We start from the raw sequence: 16,157 nt of genomic DNA, 5'->3' as shown, positions 1-16,157 counted from the left end.
GGTGTCGCGGTTCCGCATTAGAGTACGGGGTGGCGCTGTCGGTCTTACCAGAGGAACGGTGGTGAATTTTCAGGTGTACGTTCTTGTCAACGAAGAATATGGAGATGTGGTCGTTGCGGCTGAAGAGATAGAGGGATTCTTCGTTGCGCCTGAAGCAGAGAATTCGAAAGTGGTTTTTCATGGAGTGAGTGAGGTGAGCGAGGAGAGAACTGTGATCGAGGAAGGCGTGCTGAAGATTGTAGACTTCAGGCGGCAGAAAGTTGGTGAGTACTATATTGGACGAGTCATCTTAGGTGAACGCGAAGCAGGGTCGCCGGGCGGCCCTGCGACCAGGGTCCCTTGTCGTTTTTTCGGCGATCGCTGTGACTGTCCCGGGGCTGCGAAGGTCTGGCGACGCTGGGCCATGGGCGGCATAGTCGAAGGAGAGTGGCTTAGGTGGCCGGCGATTGAGCACTGCTCGTGGTTGCACGTCGTTCAGAATGCCTGGTTTACTGCAGGTCACAGGGCAGCCCGATACGGTGCTAACGATATCGTATATCTAAATGGTTCGAACATCTATAATAAGGCAAGCTTCTACTGTGCGTTCGGCGAGGCGGTCAATGGACCTGGCGGTTATATGGGATCGAATCTTGATGCCATGGCGGACTGTATGTCTTCGAACTGTGGCGATGGAGCTTTGGCGAAGATCATATGGCGTGACTTTGAGGTTTCGCAACGCTTGCTGGAGTGCAGTTTCGTGGAGGCGATCCTAGACATCATGCATGAAAAGCAGGTTGATGTGGATGCCTGCTAGACGTCCATCGGTTGTCGCTTGCAAGGAGAAGTCCAATAGCTTTCGGTCTGCTGAACGGACTGGATGCGGCTTCAGCTGTGGCGTTGACACCATTCGGCGGCGGTCTGAAGCGGGCCGAGCAGTTTGTCGGCGATCCGGGTCTTCGTGGTGTGGTCCAGGGTGTCGGGCAGTTCGTCGAACGAGGCCGGCAACACATCGAGCAGTGAGAAGACCTGCTCGCCGTCGCGCAAGGCCAGTAGTAGCATGCAGCGCCACTGGGGCGAGCACTCCGGACGATGGTCCAGGTGATGAACGAACGCCGGGTACAGGTACTGAGTCGCGCCTGGATCGGCATACTCGGTCAGCCACGCGACACCGTGCCGGCGGCTGAAGCCGTAGCGCGTCGCTTCTTCATCTAGAAGAACCAGTTGAGCCGTACTGATGGCCTTCACCGTTCGCGGGACATCCGGGTCGGACATGCGGTCGACCATTCCTCAGGTATATGGGGGCGCTCGGATGAGTATCGGCTTTCGTCCGACCGGAAACAGGTCATGAAGATGCGATCAGGTTGCCGGCGTTTGTCCTGCCGGATAGGTGGTATCCGTTCGGTACGCTGGGCGAGTGGATCTGCGGCTTGGCGGGCAGTCGGTCGTCCGGGTCGCGTTCGACGCGGGCGTAACGCTGCTGACCGACTCGGGATACGAAGTACGGATCGAAGCCGCCGCCACGCTTTCCTCCGAGGATGGCACCTGGGAGGTCACTCCTGGCGCCCCAACGCCGGCGATGACCCGAATGATCGAGCTCTTCGGGGCCGAGATCTTGAGCGCGCGGGCGTCGGTTGCCGGGACGCTGTCCATACACCTGGCCGGCGGGCGGTCGCTGATCGTGGAACCGGATGACCACTTCGAGGCGTGGACCATGGCGGGACCCGGCGGAGCACTTGTCGTCTGCATGCCAGCCGGAGAGCTTGCCTTGTGGCGTACCTCTGACGGTTGACCGTGGTGCCGCCGGTGCGAGCGCGTGCTCGGGTGGTGCCGCTAACCGGGGGAGTCGTGGCGGGGACGGCGGGGGAGTGCGGTGATGTATTCGTGGACCTGGCTCGGGTTGTAGCCGCGTAGGGTGACGTCGAATTCCGGTGCGAAGGGCGTACCTGCGGGGCTGTTCGCCGCGGCGATGTAGGCGTCCACCTGGCTTCGCCGGTAGCCGCGCATCACGACGTCGAAGCGGCCGGGCTCCGTACCCTTCGCGAACTGCCTGCCGCGGAGCACGTCCCGGATGTTGGCGGCGCAGAGCACGACGCCGAGGAGAATGAATCCCAGGTTGCCGGCCAGGGCCCAGCCCGATGGGCGGACGTCGAGAAGTCGAGCGGTGCCGCCGATCACGAAGAGCGGCGGTGCGACGATGGCGATGATTCGCTGGATGAGAGGTAAACCGGCCAACCATGATTCGCGTTCGGCTGGGGTCATTCGCCCAGTCTGCCAGGGCCGATCTTGGGAGTACATGCCTGATGAAGCTCACTATCCGAGAGCGGGCCACGGCTTCCAGCCGGAGTCATGCCGTGCGGCCGGTGGCTCAGCGGTGCGATCGGTCGGTCGGTGGGTGTCCGAGGTGATCTGACGGCGTGGTCAGGTCGTGCGGGCGAGCCAGTCGCGGAGCAGGGCGGCGAAGCGCTCGGGCTGTTCGAATGGGAGGTAATGGCCGACGTCGGCCAGGGCGGTGTACTCGCCGTCCGGGAAGGCGGCCAGGGCGGCGAACTGGTCGCGGTACCCGGCCACCTGGTCGCGGCGGCCGGTCAGGATGGTGACCGGGCCGGCGTAGCCGCCCGGCGAGCCCTCGTCGCTCACCCGGTACCCCTCGCTGCGCAACCTGGTGAGATAGGCGTCGTCGGTGGGGGCGTTGGCGGCGAAGGCGTCGGCCATCCGGTCGGCGACCTCCCGCGTCCGGCGGCCGAGGGCCGCGGCGAAGTGGCCGCGCAGGTCGCCCGGCACGCCGTCCAGCCAGCCCGGCTCCGGCTCGGCGGACAGCACCCCGGACAGGTCCCGCTCGGCCGGCGTGATCTTGACTCCGGAGCAGACCAGGAGCAGCGCGGCCACCCGCTCCGGGCGGCGCCGGGTGAGGCCGGCGGCCAGGTAGCCGCCGTAGGAGCAGCCGGCGAGCAGGACGGGCTCGTCACCCGCCACGGCGTCCACGGTCGCCGACACCGCCGCCAGCACCGCGTCCGAGTCCGGCGCCACCGGAGCCGACCCGCCGGTGCCCGGCAGGTCCACGTACACCCGCCGGTACCCCGGCAGGCCGGCGAACGCGGGCTCGAACGCCTCGGCGGCCACCGCGCCGTCCAGCGTGAACCACGGCAGCACCACCACCGGCCGCCCGCGTCCGTATGACCGCACCGAAAGCACCATGTCCCTCAGCCAACCACCGGCCGTCGCCGTGTCCAGACCCGTTCCGCCACGGGCGTAGGGTCACGGCGCTTCCGGCGCGTCCTGGCCGGGAGTGACCGGTGCGGCGCCGCGCAGGGCGGCGAGCTGCTCGGGGGTGGCACCCAGTTCCCGGGCCCGGGGCTCCAGGGCGGGGACCTCGGCGCCGCGTCCCTGGTCTCGCAGGAATTCCGCGTAGGAGAGCACGGCGCTCAGCCAGCCGGCGGCGATGCTCGCGGTGAAGCACTCCTCGGCCGCCTCGGTCTCCCCGCGCGCCTGGAGGATGAGCGCCAGCTCCTCGTACGCACCGTCCGACCCGGCGTCGATGGCCCGGCGGTAGTGGTCGATCGCCTCGTCCACCCGGTCCTGGGCCGCCAGGAAGGTCGCGTAGTAGTAGTCCGCGCCTTCCTCGCCGTTCCGCACCGCCGTACGGAAATCGCGCTCCGCCGTCTCCAGGTCTTCGGCGGTCCCGTGATAGGCGAGGAACCGGGCGCGGCCGGCGTGCGCGCCGGGTATCCGCGCGTTGACGGCCCGGTCGTGGTACCTCCGGGCCGCGTCCAGGTTCCCCAGCCGCTCCTCGGCGTCGGCGATCTTCAGCAGCGCGGTGGACTCCGATGATCCGCCGCCGGCCAGGCTCTGCCGGAGCCAGCCGAGCGCCGCCTCCGGCTCGCCGCGGTCCAGCTCGATGGCGCCCAGGTTGCTGAACGCGAGCGCGTCGCCCTGCTCGGCGGCCTGCCGCAGCACGCGCCGCGCCTCCGCCTCCCGGCCGGGGTCCTCCGACAGGAAGGCGCCGTAGTCGTTGAGCGCCCCCTGGTCACCCCGGTCGATCGCCGTCCGGTACCACTGCTCGGCCCGAGTACGGTCTTCCGCCAGGTCCGCCCAGATCGCGGCGGCACGCAGTGCGGCGCCCGGCAGGCCGCGACCGGCCGCCTCCTCCATGAGGCGTCCGGCCTCGGGGACCCGTCCGGTGGCGATCAGCACGTCGCAGAGCCAGTGGTAGGCGTCGGTGTCCCCGGCGGCCAATGCCGTGCGCAGCACGGGCTCCGCCGCCGGGTGGTCGCCGGCCTCCGCCAGCATCGCGCCGTACCGCACGGCGGCTCCGGGAACGCCCTCGCCGATCAGCCGCTCGTAGAGCTCGGCCGCCTCCTCGCGCAGGTCGAGGGCGGCCAGCCGGTCGGCGCGGGCGAGCAGATCGCCGGTGCTCATCAGGACCCTCCTCCGCGGCGCTTGTTCGGGTTCGGCGGGATGTGCCGCCGGCCGCCGTGCGCGTCTCCGCCCTGGTGCTTGTCCCGCTTGGAGGCGCTGGGCTGGCTGGTGTGCCCCTTGCGATTCTCCTGGTTGAGGGGAGGCTTCTTGTTGTCGCCTCTCGCATGCACCAGGCCGTCGAACAGGCCGCCCTTGCGCTCGCCGGCCCCGAGCGGAACCCGGGGCCCACCGGCCCCCTGGAGCACCGGGCCGCCGCCGGGCATCCGCAGGTCGTCCAGGATGCGCCGGAGGGGGTGGGTGATGCGGCGGGTCACCGCGGGGGCGATGACCTTGCCGGTGCCTTCGCCCGCCTCGCGCAGGATCCGGGTGATGGCCTGCCGGGCGACCAGCATGTTCGCGGTCGCGGCGCCAGCGCCGAGCGGGCCGCCGAGCAGCAGCGACTGGCCGACCCGTACCGCGGTCACCGCCGCCCAGGTGGCCACCGCGACCTTGGTGGCGGTCACCACGGTCGCGGTCCCGTCGAGCAGCGGGGGCGCCGGGCGCGCTGCCGCGGTCGCCTGGCTCAGGTGGCCGCCGGAGGCGCCGGTCTCCTGCCACATCCCGGCCAGGGCGGTCGCCGAGTCGCCCCGGTAGTCGGGGGAGAGGTCGCGTACCGCCGTGTCGGCGCCCGCCGCCGCCGGTTCGGCCTCGGCCAGGACGGTCCGCCAGGCGGCGGCGTCCTTCCTGATCTCGTCCTCGTCGATGTTCGGCCAGGGGACGCCGAGGAGGTCCAGCATCGCGTCCACGCCGGGCGGCACGGTCACACCCATTGGTCCCCCTGGAGGGCGGCGGTGATCGTGGTCTCGGTGGCACGGGTGTTGGCCGCGACCTGCCGCAGGCCGTCGCCGGTCGCCTGGATGGTGTCACCGAGACGGGTGAACGCGTCCAGGGCCGTTTCGCTGCACTCGGCGTACGCCATGCGCAGCACCTCGAAGAGGCCGACGTCTCCCCAGGACGCGCCACCGGTTCCACGTTCCCGCAGCTGCCTGATCGCGGCGGCGTATCGCTCCCCGTGGGCGTCCAGCCGCCCCGCGCCGTCGACCAGGGATTCTGGAACTACTTCGAATCCGGAAGCCATGTCGGCCGACGTTAGCAGTCGATGATCATCCTATTTCACAGTTTAACGTGATTGACGTCATTCGTGACGGTCGGTACCCAATACCGTATTGACGGTGGACCGTTGTCGCTATCCGGTAAAGGATGTCCGTTATGTCGACATATGAAGTTGAATGGATGGAACAGGCCCTTACTCAGGCTCGCCGAGCCATTGGTCGGCTTCAGCAGGCCCGGTCGGCGATCCTTTCGGTCGCCGGAACCGGGACGAGCGCGGGCGGCCTGATCAGCGTCACCTGCGACGGCTCCGGCGGCGTCACCGCCGTCGCCCTGGACCCGCGAGTCCGACGCCTCGACCTCGCCGAGCTGGGCAAAGAGGTGACCGCAGCGCTGCGGGCCGCCCAGGCGGAGGCTGAACGGCAGGCGCGGGAGCTGGCGGACGCGGTCATGGCGGAGACCGGATCGCTGCCCGTCCCGCTGGATGAAACGGCCATCAGGGACAGGATCGAACAGGTGGTTCGCGAGGCCTTATAACCTGCATGTCTGATTTATCTACAATCGTGAATAAGTGAGTGATCTGAGGGTCACTGTGCTCGAAAGCGGATCAAGGCGATTCTTGGGATGAAACGCCGGTCCGGTGAACATTTATGGGGGAGTAGTACTTTGTACGGATCACATGGCGAATCGGGGCAGATGAACGTTGATGAACCCCGAGTGATGGCGGAGCGCGCCGCCGCGTTACAGGCGTGGCTGGCGCGAGGCCAGGAGGAGCTCGACCGGATCACCGGTCGCGCCGATTCCGAGTCCGGGGCGGTGACCGTGACGGTGGCAGGGGACGGGAAGGTGACGGACGTGACGTTCCGACCGCGTGCCCTGCGTCTGGACAGCGAGGCGCTGGCGACGGAGGTCCTCGCCACCGTCCAGGAGGCGCAGCGGGACGCGGCCCGCCGCGCCGACGAACTGATGCGGGACGCCGTCGACGGCTTCGACCCGGCAGGCGCCCGTGACGAGCTGCACCGGATGCTGTCGCACTGGCGGTAGGCCGTGGCCGCCGGCCGGTTCGCCGCCACCGGCTGACCCGGCCGGCGGCCCGGCAGGGATCAGAAGTCGAATTCGCCGTTCTTGGCGCCGTCGAGGAAGGCGGCCCAGACGGTGGCGCTGACCACGAACGGGGCCCTCTCGGGGGCCTCGGTGTCCCGGATGCCCACCCGCCCCCGGGACAGCGGTGCCACCTCCAGGCAGTCACCGCCGTTGGAGCCACTCTTGGTAGCCTTGCGCCACGCCGCACTCGCGAGTTCCTGGCTCAACTCCATCGCTTCTCCGCTTCTCTGATCAGGTCGAGGGACATGTGCTCGGGAAGGGCTTTCGCGCGGATCGCGTCGTATCTGCTATGGACGGCTCTGACTTCTTCTAGTCGATCTGTCACGTGACCGTGAGTGGCGGAATCGATATAAACCCTATCCGTGGTGCCCGGGAGTTGGGCGATGACGAATCCACCGAGCAGACCGGTGGTATCGCCGCCGGCAAGCGGGACGATCTGGATGCCCACCCGAGGAGATGACACCGCGTGTAGCAGGCGCCCCATCTGCTCCCGCATCACGTCCCTGCCGCCGATCGGCCGCTGAAGCACTCCTTCGTCGAGTATCGCGCGGAAGAGGGGAGCGTTGGCGCGAGTGAGGATCTCCTGGCGCTCCATGCGTCTGGCGAGTAACTTCTCCACCTGCTCGTCGCTGATCTCGGGTTCGCCTCGGAGTACCACCCGGGCGTAGGCCTCCGTCTGGAGGAGCCCGGGAACGTACAGCGGCTGCCAGGTGTGCAGCGTGTGTGCCTCCTGCTCGATGCCCAGCCAGTCGCGGAACCAACCGGGTGTGGCCTCGCCGGTGAGGTCCTTCCATAGCCGGGTGAGTTCGCCGCCGAGCGCCAGCGCGTTGTCACAGTTCTGGGCGAACAGGCGGCTCGGGGTGCGCTGTCCCCTTTCCACGAAGCCGAGCAGGCTGGGACTGAACTGGATCGCCGCCGCGAGCCGTTCCAGCGACAGTCCTTTTGCCTTTCGGTATTTGCGCAGCTCGCTCCCAAAAAAGGCAAGAGGTCGTATATGCGGATCGGGGGAAGGAGGGTTCATGGGGGCTCCTGGGCGAGAAACCGCTACTGGCGAGCACAATCGGTACGCGATCGCCACAGGATGTCCATGGCTGTACCGGCTCTTCCGCTGCACAACTTAGCTGGTCAGCTGCACCCTGGTGAGGCGATTCGAGGAGATCGGAGAATCAGCAGAATTCGCTATCGCTGCATTTGGTAGCGGGTTCGACAGATTGCCGGAAACCAGTGATCTCCAACGTGCCGTGTGAACGGTAGTAAGCCTCGGTTCATGTGGATATGGGAGGTGGGTGCGAATGGCCGGAAATGGGGCACGAACGGCCGGGTGGGAGGTGCCGGACGATCTCGCGGCGGTGGGGAAGGTGCGGGGCATGGTGCGGGATGTGCTGGCCGAGTGGGGGCTGGCCGGTCTCGCCGACGACGTCGTCCTGGTCGCGGGGGAACTGCTGGCCAACGCGAGCACCCACGGACGCCCGCCGGTCCGGCTGGGGCTGGCGATGGACGGTGGCCGGCTACTGGTCCAGGTCACCGACCACGGGGCCGGCCGGCCACGGCGGCTGGACCTGGGAACGGCGGCCACCCACGGCCGGGGGCTCGCCATCGTGGCGGCGCTGGCCGACGAGTACGGCACCGCACGGGCGGAAGATATGGCAGATAGGGCGGCAGCTATGCCCGGTAAGACCGTGTGGGCGTCCTGGCACGTCCCCGCTCGATGATCGGCGTCGCGGCGGTCCCGAGTGATGTGCCGAGGGCGAGGTGTGGCAGCGGGGTGATGTCGGCGGCATCAAGGTAAGGCGGCGCCGGGTGAAGTCGGTGGCGCCGGGGGTGACGGAGAGTTGAGGGTATAGGGGGATTCGCGTGGGTTGCGTACTCTCGGGCGGGAGGCGGATGCCGAGGGCCTCGGGAGAAGAGGGAATGATGAGCGGGCTGGCGGACCGGGCGGCGAAGCTGGACGCGGACGATCCGCTCGCGGCGCTGCGCGACCGGTTCGATCTCGATCCCGAGGTCGTCTACCTGGACGGCAACTCGCTCGGCGCGCCGCCCCGGCACGTCGCCGCCCGGATGGCGGACGTCATCGGCCGGCAGTGGGGCCGCCGGCTGATCCGGTCGTGGCCGGAAGGCTGGTGGGACGCGCCGGAACGGGTGGGCGACCGGATCGCCCCGCTGGTCGGCGCGGCGCCCGGCCAGGTGGTGGTGGCCGACTCCACCAGCGTGAACATCTTCAAGACGCTGGTGGCCGCGCTGCGGATGCCACCGCTGCGCCCCGGCGACAACGGGCGCGATGAGCTCGTGGTGGACGCGGCCACCTTCCCCACCGACGGCTACATCGCCGCGTCGGCGGCCGAGCTGACCGGGGCCGAGCTGCGGCCCGCGCTCCCCGACGAGCTGGACGGGGTGCTTGGCGAGCGGACGGCGGTCGTGCTGCTCAACCACGTCGACTACCGGACCGGGCGGCTGTACGACATGGCCCAGGCCACCCGCAAGGCGCACGACGCGGGCGCCCGGGTGGTGTGGGACCTGTGCCACAGCGCCGGCGTGCTGCCGATCGAGCTGGACGCGCTCGGCGTGGACCTGGCGGTCGGCTGCACTTACAAGTTCCTGAACGGCGGCCCCGGCGCGCCCGCCTTCGTCTACGTGCCGCACCGCCTGCAGGAGAAGTTCCACCAGCCGCTGGCCGGCTGGGGCGGGCACCGCGAGCCGTTCGCGATGGCCCCCGAGTACGAGCCGGCGCCGAACATCTCCCGGGCCCGGGCCGGCACGCCGGACATCCTGTCGCTGCTGGCGCTGGAGGCGGCGCTGGAGGTGTGGGACGGGGTGGACCTGGCCGAGGTGCGGGCCAAGGGCATGGCGCTGACCGGGTTCTTCGCCGAGTGCGTGGACGAGCTGCTCGGCGACCGGGTGGAGATCGTCTCCCCTCGGGACCCGGAGCGGCGCGGGCACCAGGTGTCGGTACGCCACCCGGCCGCGGACCGGCTGGTCACCGCGCTGGCCGAGCGGGAGGTGATCGGCGACTTCCGCACCCCCGACGTGCTGCGCTTCGGCTTCGCGCCGCTCTACAACACCTACGGCGAGGCGCGGCGCGCCGCCGAGACGCTGGCCGGGGTGCTCGCGGCCGCCGGCTGACCTGACCGGCCGGGGTCAGCCGCCGATGGAGGTGCAGGGGCGGCCGCGCAGGTCGCGGACGTAGTCGTCCGGCGCGCCGGCCTTCTCGGCCGCGTCGGCCAGGATGCCGAGGTAGCGGGCGGACGGCAGCCCGCCCTCGTAGTCGTCCAGCACGTAGAACCAGGCCACGACCTCGCCGTCCAGGGTGGCGACCCGCAGCCGCACCTTGTGGTAGAGGCCGAGCGCGGCGCCCTCCCACTGGTCCAGCGACGGCTCGTCCCACTCGGGGACGTCGTAGAGCACGACGAAGACGTGTTCCTCGGGGTCCTCGGCGATGGTGGCGAGCGCGCCCTCCCAGCCGACGTCGGCGCCGCCGAAGGTCAGCCGCCAGCCCTGCAGCCATCCCGTCCCGCGCATGGGCGAGTGCGGAGCCCGCTGGGCCATCTGCTTGGGGTCCATGTTGCTGCCATAGGCGGCGTAAACCGGCACGGTACACAAGGGTAATCCAAGATCGGCTGAGACCCCCGGGACGGCGTCCGCAACACGCGTGGGCCGGCCCCGGGCCGCGTACGATCTTCCTGCGCGCGGTCGCGGAATCCGGCGAATCATCGCGGCTTTCGCGGGAGGATCGCGGTTTTTACCGGCTTTCGGGACCTGTGGTGGGGTATCGCACCCCAGGCACCCGGAGGCATGCGGGAGAATGGGGCATGTGACGAGGATTGTGATCATTGGTGGCGGCCCCGGCGGTTACGAGGCGGCACTGGTCGCCGCCCAGCTCGGAGCCGAGGTCACCGTGGTCGAGCGGGACGGCCCCGGTGGCGCCTGCGTGCTCACCGACTGCGTGCCGTCCAAGACCATGATCGCCACCTCGGTCCGCAAGCAGGCCCTGCTGGACGGCACCTCGCTCGGCGTGCACTTCACCGGCGGCCTGGACGGCGACGTCGGCGGCATCCAGGTGGACATGCCGCTGGTCAACAGCCGGGTGAAGGACCTGGCCCGCGCCCAGTCGGCCGACATCGCCGCCCGGCTGGTCGCCGAGGGCGTCGAGATCGTGACGGCGCCCGGCCGGCTGGTCGACCCCGGGGTCGTCCGGGCCGGTGACCGCACCATCGAGGCGGACGTGGTGATCGTCGCCACCGGCGCCACCCCGCGGGTGCTGCCCGGCGCCGAGCCGGACGGCGAGCGGGTGCTCACCTGGCGGCACCTGTACGACCTGGACGAGGTGCCCGAGCACCTGATCGTGGTCGGTTCCGGCGTCACCGGCGCCGAGTTCGCCGGCGCCTACCGCTCGCTCGGCTCGGAGGTCACCCTGGTGTCCTCCCGGGACCGGATGATGCCGAACGAGGACGCCGACGCCGCCGAGGTGCTGGAGGAGGTCTACCGGCGCCGCGGCATGAACGTCATGGCCCGCTCCCGCGCGTCCTCGGTCAAGCGCACCGCGGACGGCGTGGTGGTCACCCTGGAGGACGGCCGCACCGCCGAGGGCAGCCACTGCCTGATGACCGTCGGCATGGTGCCGAACACCTCCGGCATCGGCCTTGCGGAGTGCGGCGTCACCCTGGACCGCGGCGGGTTCATCCAGGTCGACAAGGTGTCGCGCACCTCGGCGCCCGGCGTCTACGCGGCCGGCGACTGCACCGGGGTGCTGATGCTCGCCTCGGTGGCCGCCATGCAGGGCCGGATCGCCGTCTGGCACGCCCTCGGCGAGGCCGTGCAGCCGCTGCGGCTGGCCACCGTGGCGTCCAACATCTTCACCGACCCGGAGATCGCCGCGGTCGGCATCGCGCAGCGGCAGATCGAGGCCGGCGAGATCGAGGCGAACGTGGTCAAGCTGCCGCTGGCCACCAACGCCCGGGCCAAGATGCAGGGCTTCAACGACGGCTTCGTGAAGCTGTTCTGCCGGCCGAACACCGGCATCGTGCTCGGCGGCGTGATCGTCGCGCCGCGTGCCTCAGAGCTGATCCTCGCGCTGTCGGTCGCGGTGCAGCACCGGCTCACCGTCGACCAGATGGCGCACACCTTCGCGGTGTACCCGTCGCTGTCCGGCTCCATCCCCGAGGCCGCCCGCCGGCTGATGCTCCCGGTCACCGCCGCCGGCCTGTGACCGGGCGATGAGCACGCGAAAGGGGCGGCCCTGGAGGGAGCCGCCCCTTCGCATGATGTGACCGGAGGGTGGACTACCAGTCGCCGCCGCCGAAGTCGCCGCCGCCGAAGTCGAACCCGCCTCCGCCGCCGCCGAAGTCACCGCCGCCGCCGAAGTCGCCGCCGCCACCCCAGTCGCCACCGCCGCCGCCGGCGTCCATGCCCTCGGCGTAACCGGCGCCGTAGCCCGCGCCGTATCCGCCGAAGCCGAACCCGCCGAACGAGCTGCCGAGCATGGTGCCGATCAGCATGCCGGTCATCAGGTCGCCGCCGAAGCCGCCGTAGTAACCCTGGGCGTAGGGGGCGTAGCCGGGGCCGGCGTCCCAGTAGGGCCGGCGCTGGCCGTTGACCATGACCTCGCGCATCTGCGGGTCGAAGCCCTGCTCCACCCGCTGGGCGTCCGCCGCACAGGCGGGCACGTCACGGGGGGCGCCGCCGGGCGGGGCCCAGGTGACGTCGCGGGCCGAGGGGCCGTGCTGCGGGTTGAAGAAGCACGGCGGGCGCCGCTCGGGCACCGGCTGCCCGGCCACCCGGGCCTTGACGCAGGCCAGGGCGTACCGGCCCTCCTCCAGGGCGGTGGTGACCCCGCGCAGGTCGTCGGCGCGCTTGGCGCCGGCCAGCTCGGTCTTGGCGCGCTCGTAGGAGTCGAGCGCCTGCTGCCAGTCGGTCTGGGTCTTGGCCTGGTCGTCGGAGACCTTGACGTCGAGGTCCAGCGCGGTGATCTCCTCGCCGAACTTGGTGACGTCCTCGTCCACCGTCTGCTTGACGGCGGCCAGCTCGGCGGCCTGGCGCTCCCGCTCCTGGCGCTTCTTGCGGCGGCCCAGGAAGAAGATGCCGAGGCCACCGGCCAGGGCGATCACCATGATGCCGACGAAGACGCCGAACCCGCTGCCGCCGCCCGCGGCGCTGCCGGACTTGAGCGCGCCCCGGGAGTCGCCGCCGGCGGCCTTGTCGACGCGGGACACGAAGTCCTGCATGCCGGAGACGATGTCCTCGTTGTTCTTGGTCGCCGCGTTGGCGAGCTGGCCGGCCAGGCCGCCGCGCATGGCGCTGGACGCCGCGAACAGCGTGGTGCCGTCCAGCACGGCGACGGTGGCCTTGTTGCGGCCCTCCTGCGCCAGGCTGCGGCCGAGCTGGGTGATCAGCGGGCCGGCGGCGGCGCTGTTGGGCACCGTGCCGTCGGCGAGCGCCACGACGTAGATCTTGCTGTCGGCGCCCTTGACGGCGTCCCGGATCTCCGACAGCTGGCTGGAACTCAGCGTCGCGCCGGGCGCGGCGTAGACCGGGTCCCCGGTCTTCCAGGCGGCGATGATGGTGTTGGGGTCGGGTGGTGCCGCGGCCTGGGCGGCGGGCGTCCACGCCAGGAGCGTGAGCAGCCCGGCCAGCAGGGCTACGGCGGTGGCTGCGGCGCGGCGCACCGAATGAGTGGTCACGGCTATATGCCTCCTTCGTCCTTCAGGACGAACGGCGGTTGCTCAAAGTTCCTCGGATCGCCACCGTATATCGCCGATCGCCAAAGGTGCGCGCCACAGTACTCGTCAGGCGTCCTTGATCTCACAGATCGCCGCGCCCGCGGTCACCGTCTGCCCGACGGCGGCCACCAGGCCGGCGATGGTGCCCGCCTTGTGCGCGGTGAGCGGCTGCTCCATCTTCATGGCCTCCAGCACCACCACGGTGTCGCCCGCCTGCACCACGTCGCCGTCGGCGGCGGCCACCTTGACGATGGTGCCCTGCATCGGGCTGACCAGCGCGTCACCGCTCACCGCGGCCCCGGTGCCGGCCTTGGCGGCCCGCCGGGCGGGCTTGCGCGGCCCGGACGGCTGCCGGGCGGCCGCCGGGGCGGCCGGCAGCACGACCTCCAGGCGCTTGCCGCCGACCTCGACGACCACCCGCTCGCGCTCGACCGGCTCCTCGGCGCCCACCTCGCCCGCGTACGGCTCGATCTTGTTGTCGAACTCGGTCTCGATCCACCGGGTGTGCACGGCGAACGGCTCGCCGATGAAGGCCGGGTCGGTGAGCACGGCCCGGTGGAAGGGCAGCACGGTGGGCATGCCCTCGATGACGAACTCCTCCAGCGCGCGGCGCGACCTGGCCAGCACCTCCTCCCGGGTGCGGCCGGTGACGACCAGCTTGGCCACCAGGGAGTCGAACGACTGCGGCACGGTCATCCCGGCCTCGTAGCCGGCGTCCAGCCGGACGCCCGGGCCGGCCGGCGCGCGCATCGCGGTGAGCGTGCCCGGCGCGGGCAGGAAGTTGCGCCCGGCGTCCTCGGCGTTGATCCGGAACTCGATCGAGTGGCCGCGGATCTCCGGGTCGCCGTAGCCGAGCGGCTCGCCGTCGGCGATCCGGAACATCTCGCGGACCAGGTCGATGCCGGCGACCTCCTCCGAGACCGGGTGCTCGACCTGCAGCCGGGTGTTGACCTCCAGGAAGGAGATCGTGCCGTCCTGGCCGACCAGGAACTCGCAGGTGCCCGCGCCGACGTAGCCGGCCTCCTTGAGGATGGCCTTGGAGGAGGAGTAGAGCAGCTCGCGCTGCTCGCCGGTCAGGAACGGCGCCGGGGCCTCCTCGACCAGCTTCTGGTGGCGGCGCTGCAGCGAGCAGTCGCGGGTGGAGATGACCACCACCTCGCCGTGCGTGTCGGCCAGGCACTGGGTCTCGACGTGCCGGGGGCGGTCCAGGTAGCGCTCGACGAAGCACTCGCCGCGCCCGAAGGCGGTGACCGCCTCGCGCACCGCCGACTCGTACAGGTCGGGGATCTCCTCCAGGGTGCGCGCGACCTTCAGGCCGCGCCCGCCGCCGCCGAACGCGGCCTTGATCGCGATGGGCAGGCCGTGCTCGACCGCGAAGTCGACGACCTCCTCCACGTCGGCCACCGGGTCGGGGGTGCCGGCCACCAGCGGCGCGCCGACGCGCTGGGCGATGTGCCGGGCGGCGACCTTGTCGCCGAGCGCGACGATCGCCGCCGGGGGCGGGCCGATCCAGGTCAGCCCGGCGTCGATGACCGCCTGGGCGAACTCGGCGTTCTCCGCCAGGAAGCCGTAGCCGGGGTGCACGGCGTCGGCGCCGGACTCGCGGGCGACGCGCAGCAGCTTGCCGATGTCGAGGTACGTCTCCGCCGGGGACCGCCCGCCCAGCGCGTACGCCTCCTCGGCCATGCGCACGTGCAGCGCGTCGAGGTCTTGGTCGGCGTACACCGCGACGCCGGTCAGGCCGGCGTCCTTGCACGCGCGGGCGATCCGCACCGCGATCTCGCCACGATTGGCGATCAGGACCTTCTGCACCGGCCTGTCCCTTTCCTCTACCGCCTTGGGCGCCTCCCACGGAGTGTAAGCGGCCTCTGATCTCAGGTGACCCCCTACCCCCCCGGGTTCTTGCGGGAGTGTCGGGCCGGATATCCGGCCGTTAGCCCGATAACCAGTCGCTATAACCAGTGCATCCTAGGGGGTGGACGTCTAAGGTAGGGGCGTTTGGCTACCCCCCGTGTGCATACGATCGGCGAAGGAGACCGGCATGAGCCAGAGCTTGCTCGGCGGCGACCCCGCGGAAATGCAGAACATGGCCGCCCAGTTCACCCAGCAGGCCGAGCAGGTGCGCCAGACGATGGCCGCGCTCGACCGTGAGGCGGCGAAGGTCGGCAGTGCGTGGACCGGCCCGGGCGCGGTGCGGTTCGGCGGCGCCTGGCAGAACTACCGGCAGGCGTTCCAGCGCATGTCGGAGGAGCTGGCGGAGGCCTCGCGCCTCATCACCACCTACCGCGGCAACATCGAGTCCGCGACCCGCTAGCGCGGATGTTCGACCGGATCGCGTTCACCTAGACCGTGGAATCGCGGGTGTGCGGGCGGCCTTCGCGGTCGCCCGCACACCCGCGGCCGGTCGGTCATCGCCGGACCCTCCCGCGTCGCGGTGCCGGGCCGTGTCATCGCCGGCGGCAAAATGCCAGATTTCCTGATATGGCGGCCCGTTGCTTGACATCTGTGGCTAATGTGATCGGCGTTGTCTTTCGAGACCCACGGAGGGAACAGAGCGATGGGTGATTCCAAGGTAGGCGGCATCCTGCCGGACATGGACAAGATGGCGGGGACCTTCAAGACCCAGGCCGGTGCGGTGCGGGACGCGCAGAAGGCTCTGGACGCCGAGGCGGGGAAGATCCCGGCGTCCTGGTCGGGGCCGAACGCCGACAAGTTCAAGTCCGCCTGGGAGGAGTACAAGAGCTCCTTCGAGAAGGTGGCGACCGCCCTGGAGGAGGCGCAGGACGGTATCAAGAAGAACCGCAACGCGATCGCCAGCGCGACCGGCGCCGGCTGATCGGCCGGACCATCGAAAAG

The 16,157-nt window shown here is 70.2% G+C and carries 20 protein-coding genes; 9 read left to right on the top strand and 11 right to left on the bottom strand.

Going from position 1 to position 16,157, the window contains the following annotated elements:
* The first annotated feature begins 61 nt into the window (after nucleotides 1-61).
* Nucleotides 62-793 (top strand): barstar family protein, encoded by a 732-nt coding sequence (locus Sru01_RS02605; protein ID WP_203982198.1) that lies wholly within the window; start codon nucleotides 62-64, stop codon nucleotides 791-793.
* A 71-nt stretch (nucleotides 794-864) separates the two neighbouring features.
* Here the strand turns inward: Sru01_RS02605 and Sru01_RS02600 are convergent, their stop codons facing one another.
* Nucleotides 865-1,263, bottom strand: coding sequence for a hypothetical protein (locus Sru01_RS02600; protein ID WP_203982197.1), 399 nt, complete (start codon nucleotides 1,261-1,263; stop codon nucleotides 865-867).
* A 130-nt stretch (nucleotides 1,264-1,393) separates the two neighbouring features.
* On the opposite strand from Sru01_RS02600, the gene Sru01_RS02595 reads away from it, so the two are divergent.
* Nucleotides 1,394-1,768 (top strand): DUF6188 family protein, encoded by a 375-nt coding sequence (locus Sru01_RS02595; RefSeq protein WP_203982196.1) that lies wholly within the window; start codon nucleotides 1,394-1,396, stop codon nucleotides 1,766-1,768.
* A gap of 41 nt (nucleotides 1,769-1,809) precedes the next feature.
* Here the strand turns inward: Sru01_RS02595 and Sru01_RS02590 are convergent, their stop codons facing one another.
* The 5 genes from Sru01_RS02590 to Sru01_RS02570 form a co-directional block, all read right to left on the bottom strand.
* A complete protein-coding gene (locus tag Sru01_RS02590; protein ID WP_203982195.1) occupies nucleotides 1,810-2,238 on the bottom strand; it encodes a hypothetical protein in 429 nt (142 codons plus the stop codon).
* 159 nt (nucleotides 2,239-2,397) lie between these two features.
* Nucleotides 2,398-3,162, bottom strand: coding sequence for an alpha/beta fold hydrolase (locus Sru01_RS02585; protein ID WP_203982194.1), 765 nt, complete (start codon nucleotides 3,160-3,162; stop codon nucleotides 2,398-2,400).
* 72 nt (nucleotides 3,163-3,234) lie between these two features.
* Complete coding sequence (locus tag Sru01_RS02580) at nucleotides 3,235-4,395, bottom strand: tetratricopeptide repeat protein (RefSeq protein WP_203982193.1); 1,161 nt, start codon at nucleotides 4,393-4,395, stop codon at nucleotides 3,235-3,237.
* On the bottom strand, nucleotides 4,395-5,204 hold the full coding sequence (locus tag Sru01_RS02575) for a WXG100-like domain-containing protein (RefSeq protein ID WP_203982192.1): 810 nt from the start codon (nucleotides 5,202-5,204) through the stop codon (nucleotides 4,395-4,397). The genes Sru01_RS02580 and Sru01_RS02575 overlap by 1 nt, the downstream gene beginning before the upstream one ends.
* Nucleotides 5,195-5,512 (bottom strand): hypothetical protein, encoded by a 318-nt coding sequence (locus tag Sru01_RS02570; protein ID WP_203982191.1) that lies wholly within the window; start codon nucleotides 5,510-5,512, stop codon nucleotides 5,195-5,197. The genes Sru01_RS02575 and Sru01_RS02570 overlap by 10 nt, the downstream gene beginning before the upstream one ends.
* Before the next feature lie 131 nt (nucleotides 5,513-5,643).
* Here Sru01_RS02570 and Sru01_RS02565 point away from each other — a divergent pair, with 131 nt between their 5' ends.
* Nucleotides 5,644-6,021, top strand: a complete 378-nt coding sequence (locus tag Sru01_RS02565) for a YbaB/EbfC family nucleoid-associated protein (RefSeq protein WP_203982190.1) — start codon at nucleotides 5,644-5,646, stop codon at nucleotides 6,019-6,021.
* Nucleotides 6,022-6,108: 87 nt separating this feature from the next.
* A complete protein-coding gene (locus tag Sru01_RS02560; protein WP_307811945.1) occupies nucleotides 6,109-6,528 on the top strand; it encodes a YbaB/EbfC family nucleoid-associated protein in 420 nt (139 codons plus the stop codon).
* 59 nt (nucleotides 6,529-6,587) lie between these two features.
* Here Sru01_RS02560 and Sru01_RS02555 read toward each other — a convergent pair whose 3' ends face one another.
* Nucleotides 6,588-6,800, bottom strand: a complete 213-nt coding sequence (locus tag Sru01_RS02555; RefSeq protein WP_203982188.1) for a DUF397 domain-containing protein — start codon at nucleotides 6,798-6,800, stop codon at nucleotides 6,588-6,590.
* Nucleotides 6,791-7,609: a helix-turn-helix domain-containing protein gene (locus tag Sru01_RS02550; RefSeq protein WP_203982187.1), complete on the bottom strand. Its 819-nt coding sequence runs from the start codon at nucleotides 7,607-7,609 to the stop codon at nucleotides 6,791-6,793. Before Sru01_RS02550 ends, Sru01_RS02555 begins: the two co-directional genes overlap by 10 nt.
* Before the next feature lie 271 nt (nucleotides 7,610-7,880).
* Here Sru01_RS02550 and Sru01_RS02545 point away from each other — a divergent pair, with 271 nt between their 5' ends.
* Complete coding sequence (locus Sru01_RS02545) at nucleotides 7,881-8,300, top strand: ATP-binding protein (RefSeq protein WP_203982186.1); 420 nt, start codon at nucleotides 7,881-7,883, stop codon at nucleotides 8,298-8,300.
* A 202-nt stretch (nucleotides 8,301-8,502) separates the two neighbouring features.
* Nucleotides 8,503-9,708, top strand: coding sequence for a kynureninase (kynU, locus tag Sru01_RS02540; RefSeq protein WP_203982185.1), 1,206 nt, complete (start codon nucleotides 8,503-8,505; stop codon nucleotides 9,706-9,708).
* A gap of 15 nt (nucleotides 9,709-9,723) precedes the next feature.
* Here the strand turns inward: kynU and Sru01_RS02535 are convergent, their stop codons facing one another.
* Nucleotides 9,724-10,176 carry a gamma-glutamylcyclotransferase family protein gene (locus Sru01_RS02535; protein ID WP_203982184.1) on the bottom strand — a complete coding sequence of 151 codons (453 nt, stop codon included), beginning with the start codon at nucleotides 10,174-10,176 and terminating at the stop codon, nucleotides 9,724-9,726.
* Between the two features lie 220 nt (nucleotides 10,177-10,396).
* Here Sru01_RS02535 and Sru01_RS02530 point away from each other — a divergent pair, with 220 nt between their 5' ends.
* Complete coding sequence (locus tag Sru01_RS02530; RefSeq protein ID WP_203982183.1) at nucleotides 10,397-11,791, top strand: NAD(P)H-quinone dehydrogenase; 1,395 nt, start codon at nucleotides 10,397-10,399, stop codon at nucleotides 11,789-11,791.
* 73 nt (nucleotides 11,792-11,864) lie between these two features.
* Here Sru01_RS02530 and Sru01_RS02525 read toward each other — a convergent pair whose 3' ends face one another.
* Together Sru01_RS02525 and Sru01_RS02520 are read right to left on the bottom strand one after the other, a co-directional pair.
* Entirely contained in the window at nucleotides 11,865-13,262 is a 1,398-nt protein-coding gene (locus tag Sru01_RS02525) for a hypothetical protein (protein WP_239136803.1), read from the bottom strand.
* A 105-nt stretch (nucleotides 13,263-13,367) separates the two neighbouring features.
* Nucleotides 13,368-15,113: an acetyl/propionyl/methylcrotonyl-CoA carboxylase subunit alpha gene (locus tag Sru01_RS02520; protein WP_203982182.1), complete on the bottom strand. Its 1,746-nt coding sequence runs from the start codon at nucleotides 15,111-15,113 to the stop codon at nucleotides 13,368-13,370.
* Nucleotides 15,114-15,342: 229 nt separating this feature from the next.
* Here Sru01_RS02520 and Sru01_RS02515 point away from each other — a divergent pair, with 229 nt between their 5' ends.
* Both Sru01_RS02515 and Sru01_RS02510 read left to right on the top strand, forming a co-directional pair.
* A complete protein-coding gene (locus Sru01_RS02515) occupies nucleotides 15,343-15,615 on the top strand; it encodes a WXG100 family type VII secretion target (RefSeq protein WP_203982181.1) in 273 nt (90 codons plus the stop codon).
* Nucleotides 15,616-15,858: 243 nt separating this feature from the next.
* A complete protein-coding gene (locus Sru01_RS02510) occupies nucleotides 15,859-16,137 on the top strand; it encodes a WXG100 family type VII secretion target (protein ID WP_203982180.1) in 279 nt (92 codons plus the stop codon).
* Nucleotides 16,138-16,157 lie beyond the last annotated feature (20 nt).

Origin of the sequence: Sphaerisporangium rufum, assembly GCF_016863395.1 — a bacterium.
Taxonomy (GTDB): domain Bacteria; phylum Actinomycetota; class Actinomycetes; order Streptosporangiales; family Streptosporangiaceae; genus Sphaerisporangium; species Sphaerisporangium rufum.
Note: the sequence above shows the minus strand (reverse complement) of the source record. Positions and strands in the feature narration are given on the sequence as shown.

Coding starts and splice junctions, on each gene's coding strand:
- Sru01_RS02580 (WP_203982193.1), bottom strand. CDS start 4,395: ATGAGCACCGGCGATCTGCTCGCCCGCGCCGACCGGCTGGCCGCCCTC.
- Sru01_RS02545 (WP_203982186.1), top strand. CDS start 7,881: ATGGCCGGAAATGGGGCACGAACGGCCGGGTGGGAGGTGCCGGACGAT.
- Sru01_RS02590 (WP_203982195.1), bottom strand. CDS start 2,238: ATGACCCCAGCCGAACGCGAATCATGGTTGGCCGGTTTACCTCTCATC.
- kynU (WP_203982185.1), top strand. CDS start 8,503: ATGAGCGGGCTGGCGGACCGGGCGGCGAAGCTGGACGCGGACGATCCG.
- Sru01_RS02575 (WP_203982192.1), bottom strand. CDS start 5,204: ATGGGTGTGACCGTGCCGCCCGGCGTGGACGCGATGCTGGACCTCCTC.
- Sru01_RS02600 (WP_203982197.1), bottom strand. CDS start 1,263: ATGGTCGACCGCATGTCCGACCCGGATGTCCCGCGAACGGTGAAGGCC.
- Sru01_RS02565 (WP_203982190.1), top strand. CDS start 5,644: ATGTCGACATATGAAGTTGAATGGATGGAACAGGCCCTTACTCAGGCT.
- Sru01_RS02550 (WP_203982187.1), bottom strand. CDS start 7,609: ATGAACCCTCCTTCCCCCGATCCGCATATACGACCTCTTGCCTTTTTT.
- Sru01_RS02560 (WP_307811945.1), top strand. CDS start 6,109: ATGAAACGCCGGTCCGGTGAACATTTATGGGGGAGTAGTACTTTGTAC.
- Sru01_RS02555 (WP_203982188.1), bottom strand. CDS start 6,800: ATGGAGTTGAGCCAGGAACTCGCGAGTGCGGCGTGGCGCAAGGCTACC.
- Sru01_RS02570 (WP_203982191.1), bottom strand. CDS start 5,512: ATGGCTTCCGGATTCGAAGTAGTTCCAGAATCCCTGGTCGACGGCGCG.
- Sru01_RS02515 (WP_203982181.1), top strand. CDS start 15,343: ATGAGCCAGAGCTTGCTCGGCGGCGACCCCGCGGAAATGCAGAACATG.
- Sru01_RS02510 (WP_203982180.1), top strand. CDS start 15,859: ATGGGTGATTCCAAGGTAGGCGGCATCCTGCCGGACATGGACAAGATG.